Raw genomic sequence first — 8,625 nt, forward strand, 5'->3', positions numbered from 1 at the left:
TCGAGATGGCACGTTCACAGAAAAGTTAGAGGAGATGATACGGCATGTTAGCCTTTCTTCGATGGGCTGTGATATTGCCGATCTCAATAATGATGGGTGGATGGATATTTGCACCACCGACATGCTGCCGGAAGATGACACCCGATTGAAAACCACCTTCACTTTTGACACCTTTGATTTTAATGAAAAGAAAATCGAATGGGGGTATTATCATCAGTTGTCACAGAATGCGCTGCAATTAAACAACGGATTTGATTCGAAAAATCAAATCTCCTTCAGTGAAATTGGACTGCTGGCCGGGGTGGCGGAGACCGATTGGAGCTGGGGAGCGATTGTTTTAGATTTAAACAATGACGGGTTAAAGGATATCTTCGTTTCAAATGGCATCTTTCGGGATGTCACGGATCAGGATTATATGGCTTATCTGATGCAAAAAGAAAATATCCAGAAAATCTTGCGGGGTGACCGCATCGATTTCCCCGAGCTCATAGAAAGAATCCCATCCACGAAGCTCCGTAATTATGCGTTTCGCAACAATGGTGATTTAACCTTCTCCAACCAGGCAGAGGCGTGGGGATTGGATACTCTAAGCTTCTCGAACGGCGTCGCTTACGGGGATCTCGATGGAGACGGCGATAATGATCTGGTCATTAACAATGTCAACCACCCTGCTTTTGTCTTTCGAAACGAAACCGATTCCCTGACCGATAATCACTATTTAAAAGTGAAACTTGTGGGAGAGGGAATGAATGCTTTTGCCATTGGTGCGAAAGTCACACTCAAATGTGCGAACCGGCAGACCTTTGTTCTGGAACAGATACCCATGAGAGGGTTTCAGTCCTCCGTTGATTATGTTCTAACCTTTGGATTAGGCGAGCACATCCTGGTTGACACTTTGATTGTTGATTGGCCGGATGGAACGCATGGACTCATGGCAAATATTGTTGCAGATCAGATGGTCACTTTGCACCAGAAGGATGCCGATTTTCGATTTTCGATTTTCGATTTTCGATCTTCGAATCAGACGGACGCCGTTTTCCGGGATATCACCGAGACATTTCCGCTGCACTACCGGCATGTTGAAAATGAATTCGACGACTTTCAAAGAGAGCCACTTATGCCGCACAAATTATCAACTCAGGGGCCTAAAATAGCCAAAGGGGATGTGAACGGCGATGGTTTGGAGGATTTATACATCGGAGGCGCAAAAGGATCTGCAGGAAAACTGCTGCTGCAGACGAAATCCGGAACATTCGAGAGCGCCAATGAACGGCTATTTCAAAAAGCACAAATATCAGAAGACATGGGAGTGGCCTTCTTCGATGCGGACGGAGATCATGATCTCGATTTATATGTCGTCAGCGGCGGCAATGAGTATTCCACGCGCGCGCCAGCCCTTCTCGACCGGCTTTACATCAATAACGGCAAAGGAGGTTTCACACAGTCTACCACTGCTCTGCCCAAATTCTACGCCAGCGGATCCTGCGTTAAGCCCGGAGATTTTGACGGTGACGGCGACTTGGATTTATTTGTGGGCAGTCGAAGCATCCCCTGGAAATATGGGCTAACCCCCACAAGCTATCTGCTGGAAAATGACGGCAAAGGGAATTTTTCAATCGTCACTGAGAAGGTTGCTCCCGGATTGGCGAAGGCAGGGATGGTGACGGATGCGGAATGGTTCGATTATGATAAAGACGATGATCTGGATCTGGTGGTAGTGGGTGAATGGATGCCGATAACCCTGTTTCAAAACACCGGGAACAGCTTGGTGAATGTCACCGACCAGGTTGGCTTGCAGAAAACCAATGGCTGGTGGAACTGTGTTTTGGTTGATGATCTGAATGAGGACGGGTATGTTGATCTGGTTGCCGGGAATTTGGGTTTAAATTCTAAGATACAGGCATCAGCAACGCAACCCGCATCCATTTACATCTCTGATTTCGACAATAATGGGTTGTTCGAGCAGATACTGTGTTATTACAAACAGGGGGAAAGTTATCCCCTGTTGCTGCGGCAAGACCTGGTGAAACGACTTCATTATCTACGGGAGAAATTTCCCACACATGCTGATTATGCCGGAAAGCAGATAACCGAAATACTTACTGAAGCACAGTTGAGCAAAGCGATAGAAAAAAGGGCTTATACATTTGCAACTACTGTATTTTGGGGAAATAAAAACGGTAACTTCCTTGAGCAGCCGTTACCAACCGAGGCACAGTTTTCACCGGTATATGCGATTTTGGTTAAGGATTTTGACTTCGACGGCTCGAAGGATCTGCTTCTCGCTGGTAATTTCTATGGCCTCAGTCCCCAACTTGGGAGGTACGATGCAAGCTACGGTCTCTTGTTAAGCTTGCAAAAGGGCGCCAACGGCCTTACGCAGACAGATGGTTTCTATCCCGCGGGGTTTACTTCGGCAGCGATTCAGAATAGTGGATTATACGTGACCGGCCAGGTTCGAGATATGGTTTCTCTGACTTATCGAAATAAACAAGAGGTAATTATTTTTGCAAAGAACGATGACCGGATTCAGGTTTATGAGATTACGGTCAGATAAGTAGTTTCTATACCAAAAAGTTGTTAATGGGAATATTGGGGAATTACATTGAATTCTTTAGAAAAATAAGAAATCATATTTAATTGTCATAAATATCTGCTCCTTCGTAAAATGCCCCCCAGGCAAACCAATAAGCATTAAAGGATAAAGGCCTTTTCAATTTCTTGCCTGCGAGAGGCCCATCAGTGGCTACCCCCAATACATTCCAGGTTGAGCCTGTTTCTTTATCTTTAAAGGTAAACGGAAAAATATTGGCGTTGCCTGTAAGCTCAAAAGTCAGGGTTTGGCCATCGACTGTTCGTAAAAAGGAAATTACAAAGTTTTTTTCACCGACATCAACCACCAAAATGGCTTCATTAGCCACCCAATCGTGTATGAGGCGCCTCTCTTGAGTCTCTTTTATAAGATAGACCTTGCTTTGAAAATTATCCGGTCCGGTACCTAACAAAATTCCATGAACTCTTTGCTTAGGCGGTAGCCGATCGTCAATTCCCTTCTGCCGGAAAAGCGGCGGCGAATTCAGACTATCATAGCCAAGATAGGCAGAGCCGGGAATACCATATGGGCGATCGTAACCCGTATTGGTTGATAAAATCAAAGTACTGGGAAACAATTTTTTCCACGTGCCCCACGATGTTTCAATCGCGGGGAGTAGTCTTAGTTTGGTGTTTTTTGCTGCGCCTTGATCGCATTGTAAGCGCAATTGCGGCCAGTGGCTGTCGGTTGCCCGGTCAAACATGATGAGGTTGTTGCGATAAAGTAATCCGGACACTCCAAATTTTCCTAAATGGGTGCCGTCAAAGACGACGGCTGTGCCTGTCAGGGGACAGTAACTTATAGTCAAGGCTATACCTTGCAAGTCTTCGTTGACGACTTCATGCCAATCCAATATAGGATGGGGATAGGCTCTCGGCTTTCCTCCTGCCACGATGCCCACGACCAGATCATCATCGGGTAATCTTGTCTGGTCAGCCGGAATCATTTCCGGATTAAATAGAGATGGAATTCCATCTTTGGGTAAGCCGCTTGAAATGATCTCATTTTCAGGAATATTCCACTGCGTGATGTTCCTGGAAGAAATGGGGCTCGATGAAAAATCCTCTCCCGATCCACCACACCCATAAAGAATCAGCCATACTACCAAACAGATAGCCGTTAATATATGTTTCTTTAACATCGTGATGAATATTCAGGTTAATTATTTATTCAAAGGTTGTCTATGTCGAGTAACGGATTTTGCCTCCAGCATATTCCCGCTAAACATAACCAAAAGAAAGCTATTGAAAGTACTCCGGCCTGATGAAAATTGGTTGTAACGGAATGTTAAAATGATGTAAAGAATTCGTTGACAATGTTATTTGATTTTTTATATTCTCGTTTATCTCCTAGCGCGGTAAGCCGCAAATTTGAAAATTATTCGGGTTTTTGCCTGTTTCAGAAGCACGGTGCAATCATCAGCAGTCATTACGCCTTTCCCGAGCGAAGTCGCGGGGATGCCTGTCATTTAAAGAGATTACTTTTGCTGCTCTCAATAAGACGCCGAAGGCCAATGACCTAATGATGACTTAATGACGTTATTGTCATTCGCTTCGCGTCATTGGGCTAGTTTTTGGCGCAGAAATGCAAGACTTCAGTGGTAATATCATAAATATCGGTTGCCAAAATGGTTCTGGCTTTAGGTCAGAATCGGGAACGGTGGCGCTGCAGTCCGACGGTACCGCTACTTAGGAAAATTCCATGAGTTCCGAACTCATTTCATAAATAGAAGGAGAAAAGTCATGCGCATTCTCACGCTTATTTTTGTGATATTGCTCTTCCTCGGTTCCTGCTCCTCTGCGAGCCGAAAAACCCAAGAATATGACACGGGCAAAACCAAGGTAAGGGTGGAGAACCGGAACGCAATACCTATGACGATCTACGTTCTGAAACGCTCCCAACGGATAAGAATCGGTCGGGTTGCGGCCCATGAAACAGGTGTTTTTTCCATTCCGGATGATATTGTGGGTAGTACTGCTTTCGTTCGGTTAATAGCTGATCCGGTTGGAAGTAATCGAAGCCCCATAAGTGAGGAGTTTACAGTATCACCCGGGGATGTGATTGAGATGGTGATAAGAGCATTTTGACTCTATTTATATTTCGACATCGGGCTTCTTACATCAATTATAGGAGAAAGAATGAGTAGCGATAATCCCAAAATAGTATTAATCGGCGCAGGCAGCGCTCAATTTGGCTACAGCACTGTGGGTGATATTGCCCAAAGCGAGACGCTAAGGAATAGGAACGCCGATATTGTCCTGCACGATATAAATAAAGAGACCCTGGATAAAGTTGCAAAAAATGTACTGGACTTCATAACCCGTGAAGACTTACCCTTCACGCTTTCGGCAACCACTTCGCGGAAAGAAGCGTTAGAAGGAGCCGACTTCTGCATCATCTCCATTGAGGTGGGAAATCGTTTTGAATTGTGGGAACAGGATTGGCGAATTCCATTGCAGTATGGGTTCCGCCAGGTTTTTGGTGAAAATGGTGGACCTGGTGGTTTTTTTCATGCGCTTCGGATTATTCCTCCCATCCTGGAGATATGTGAGGATATCTCCAAAATCTGTCCTGATGCGTTTGTATTCAACTTCAGCAATCCCATGAGTCGTATTTGTACAACCGTACATCGCAAGTTCCCGAATTTAAAATTAATCGGCATGTGCCACGAAATCGCTTCCCTGCCGCGCCATCTGCCGCATATTCTTAATATGCCTTTTGAAAGACTAAGGACTGTTGCCGGTGGACTCAACCATTTCAGTGTGTTATTGGAAGCGACTTACAAAGAAACCGGCCAAGACGCTTATCCCGATATTTTACAGAAGGCCCCGGATTATTTCGAAAATTTAGCCGACCCGCTGCCGTCTGATCTCAAACCATATCGCAGTATGAAGAAAACCAATCTATGGCATGAACGAGGAGTTTTCAGGATCATTTTGGAAAAATTTGGCGTACTGCCCATCACCACGGACAGCCATTTTGGCGAATACCTGCCCTGGGCTTATGAAGTCGTTGATCATGAAGGGATTCTTGATTTCTACAATTCTTACAAGAAATATGTCATGAAGTCAGACCCAGAGATTAAGCTAAAGTTAACTGAACGAGTCATACCTATTATGGATGGGATTCTGAATGACGCCGAATATGAGGAAGGCGCTGTTAACATACCCAACAAAGGTCTCATACCTGATTTCCCGGAATTTATGGTTGTCGAAGTTCCCGCCATGGTGAATAAAGAAGGTGTGCATGGTATTCCGATCGGTGATAAGCTGCCAAAAGGATTTACCGGTCTGCTCTATAACCAGGTCGCCATTCACAAGCTGACTGCTGACACCGTTTTATCCGGCTCGCGCGAAATTGCTTTGCAGGCCTTGCTGGTGGATCCAATCGTGGACAAAGTCAGCGCCGCCGAAAAAATGCTGGATACGATGTTGGAATTACAGCAGGATTACTTGGGATACATTAAATAGTAGTGTGATTCCTAAATAACGCGCGTAATTAAGTGCTCATACAAAGGATCGCAAAACTTAAATTGTCATTGGCTTAATGACAATCTAAATGACCCTCAATGACTGACGCAGCATTTAAGAGACAATAAATACGATTACTAACATTTCTCACTTGGGAATGTCTACATAAATATTAGTAAAAACAATAACAAAGAACTATGTCATTTCGAGCCCTTCGACTGGCCTCAGGGCAGGCTCCGCGAGAAATCTGATGAACTCGGACCGTCTGACCGAAAACTAGTGCGAAGATACTAACTAAAATGAACTTATGCTGAAGCATTTTTTTATCCCATTCCTACTGGGAGCAATTTTTATTCATTGCGCATGCCGGCAGGAAGATTCTTCCCAAAGATTGTTTGAGAAGCTTACGCCTAAGGAAACTAACGTCACTTTTGTAAACACCGTTGAAGAGGATTCTTTATTTAATAGTATCAATTACCTTTATTTTTACGATGGCGGCGGGGTAGCGGTTGGAGACATAAACAACGACGATCTGCCGGATATCTATTTTACCGCCAATATGCATTCCAATCGACTCTATCTGAATAAAGGAAATTTCAAATTCGAAGACATTACTGAAATGGCTGGGGTTGGAGGGGGAACGGAAGGGTGGACCACAGGCGCCACTATGGCTGACGTCAACGGCGATGGATTCCTCGATATCTACGTGTGTCGGTCGAATTACATGGACAGAAAAGGTCCGAATCAACTGTTCATCAACAACGGGGATTTGACTTTTACCGAGCGGGCCGGGGAATATGGCCTCGCCCACATCGGGCTCTCAAGACAAGCTGCTTTCTTTGATTATGATCTGGATGGCGACCTCGATATGTACCTATTGAATCACTCCATGCACTCAAAAAAGACTTACGGCGCTGCCAGCAAATTGCGCCAAATCCGAGATGATGAAGCGGGGGATAAATTATTTAGGAATGAGGCGGGACACTTTATCAATATCACCGAAGAAGCAGGAATTTACCAGAGCATTCTTGGGTATGGATTGGGTGTGGCTATCGGTGATCTCAATTGGGATGGGTATCCGGATATTTATATCTCAAACGATTTTCACGAGGATGACTATCTCTATTATAACAATGGGGACGGCACGTTTACCGAGGCGCTGAGAGAATCCATGGGACACATCAGCAGCGCTTCGATGGGAAACGATCTGGCGGATTTCAATAATGACGGTCTGCTGGATGTTGTGGTGCTGGACATGTTGCCGGAAAGGGAGAAAATTCGCAAATCGTCAGTCTCCGCCGATCCCTTTGATATTTACGACGCTAAACTGAGTTTTGGATATTATCATCAGGTGCGCAGGAATACCCTGCAGCTGAACCGTGGACCCGCCATTCGTCATAAGGGCACATCAAGGCCGACTTTTCATCTGTTCAGCGAAGTTGGGCAACTGGCGGGCATTCATGCCACCGACTGGAGTTGGACGCCTCTGTTTGTTGATCTGGATAATGACGGGTACAAAGATTTATTCATCAGCAATGGTATTTTTCGTCGTTCCAATGACCTGGATTACCTGAATTATATCAAAAAAAAAGAGACCCAAGCGCTCATTGGCAGGCAGGATCCTGCGGGGACTCCCGTGCCAATAGAAAGGGATAAGCTGACCGAGATCGTCCGGCACATACCCAGTGTTCCGGAGGCCAATTATGCCTTTCATTCGAACGGAGATCTCACTTTCTTAAATCGTGCCTCTGAATGGGGTCTCGGCGATCCCGGTTTTTCGAGTGGGGCGGCGTATGCGGATTTCGATAATGACGGCGACATGGACCTCGTAGTAAACAATGTCAATGCACCGGCTGCGATTTACAAAAACCTGCTTTATCAAAACGCCAGGGGGTGGGATAAAACTGATGACACTAATAATTTAGATGACCCTGCCCATAAATCCCTCCCCCCAGGCTATCTCAAAGTGCGATTAACCGGACGGGGTCAGAATACATTCGGTATTGGCGCCAAAGTTGTTCTTCATTATCGAGACAAAATATTCTTCCAGGAATTAATGGCCACCAGGGGATTTCAATCATCGGTGGAACCAGTGTTGAATTTCGGGCTGGGAAACATTGACCGTCTTGATTCACTGGAAGTTATCTGGGCTACCGGTGATTACCAGGTATTGAAAAATCTCCCGGCCAATCAAACTGTCACACTGTACCAAACGGACGCCGCTGCTGCTTACACCTATCCATCCCAGAGAAATGATCAGCCGATGTTCCAGGATATTACCAAAGAAGTACAGCTCGACTATTCGCATCAGGAGAATAGATTCATTGAATTTAATCGAGAACCGTTTATCCCCCATTTCTTATCCACGGAAGGCCCGGCCTTAGCCATAAAGGATGTCAATGGCGACGGCTTGGAGGATTTGTATCTTGGAGGAGGAAAACATCAACCGGGCTGTATCTTTCTGCAGAACCGGCAGGGAGGATTTGAAGCCGTTATCGATTCTGTGTTTGTCAAGGACGGCCGGAGTGAAGATGTGGATGCCGTCTTTTTTGATGCTGATGG

Annotated in this window: 5 protein-coding genes; 4 read left to right on the top strand and 1 reads right to left on the bottom strand. The window is 45.4% G+C overall.

Annotated elements, in window-relative coordinates; translation table 11 throughout:
* The first annotated feature begins 34 nt into the window (after positions 1–34).
* Positions 35–2,557, top strand: coding sequence for a VCBS repeat-containing protein (locus tag IH879_14510; GenBank protein ID MCH7676147.1), 2,523 nt, complete (start codon positions 35–37; stop codon positions 2,555–2,557).
* A gap of 79 nt (positions 2,558–2,636) precedes the next feature.
* On the opposite strand, the gene IH879_14515 is transcribed toward IH879_14510, so the two are convergent.
* The gene (locus IH879_14515) at positions 2,637–3,734 is read right to left on the bottom strand and encodes a DUF3179 domain-containing protein (protein ID MCH7676148.1); all 1,098 of its coding nucleotides are present in this window, start codon (positions 3,732–3,734) and stop codon (positions 2,637–2,639) included.
* Positions 3,735–4,335: 601 nt separating this feature from the next.
* Here IH879_14515 and IH879_14520 point away from each other — a divergent pair.
* From IH879_14520 to IH879_14530, 3 genes are all read left to right on the top strand, one after another.
* On the top strand, positions 4,336–4,680 hold the full coding sequence (locus IH879_14520) for a hypothetical protein (protein MCH7676149.1): 345 nt from the start codon (positions 4,336–4,338) through the stop codon (positions 4,678–4,680).
* Positions 4,681–4,731: 51 nt separating this feature from the next.
* Positions 4,732–6,063, top strand: a complete 1,332-nt coding sequence (locus IH879_14525) for an alpha-glucosidase (protein MCH7676150.1) — start codon at positions 4,732–4,734, stop codon at positions 6,061–6,063.
* Between the two features lie 307 nt (positions 6,064–6,370).
* Positions 6,371–8,625, top strand: a 2,255-nt coding sequence (locus IH879_14530; GenBank protein MCH7676151.1) for a CRTAC1 family protein, incomplete at its 3' end; no start/stop codon positions are given.

Source organism: candidate division KSB1 bacterium (genome assembly GCA_022562085.1).
Lineage (GTDB): Bacteria > Zhuqueibacterota > Zhuqueibacteria > Oceanimicrobiales > Oceanimicrobiaceae > Oceanimicrobium.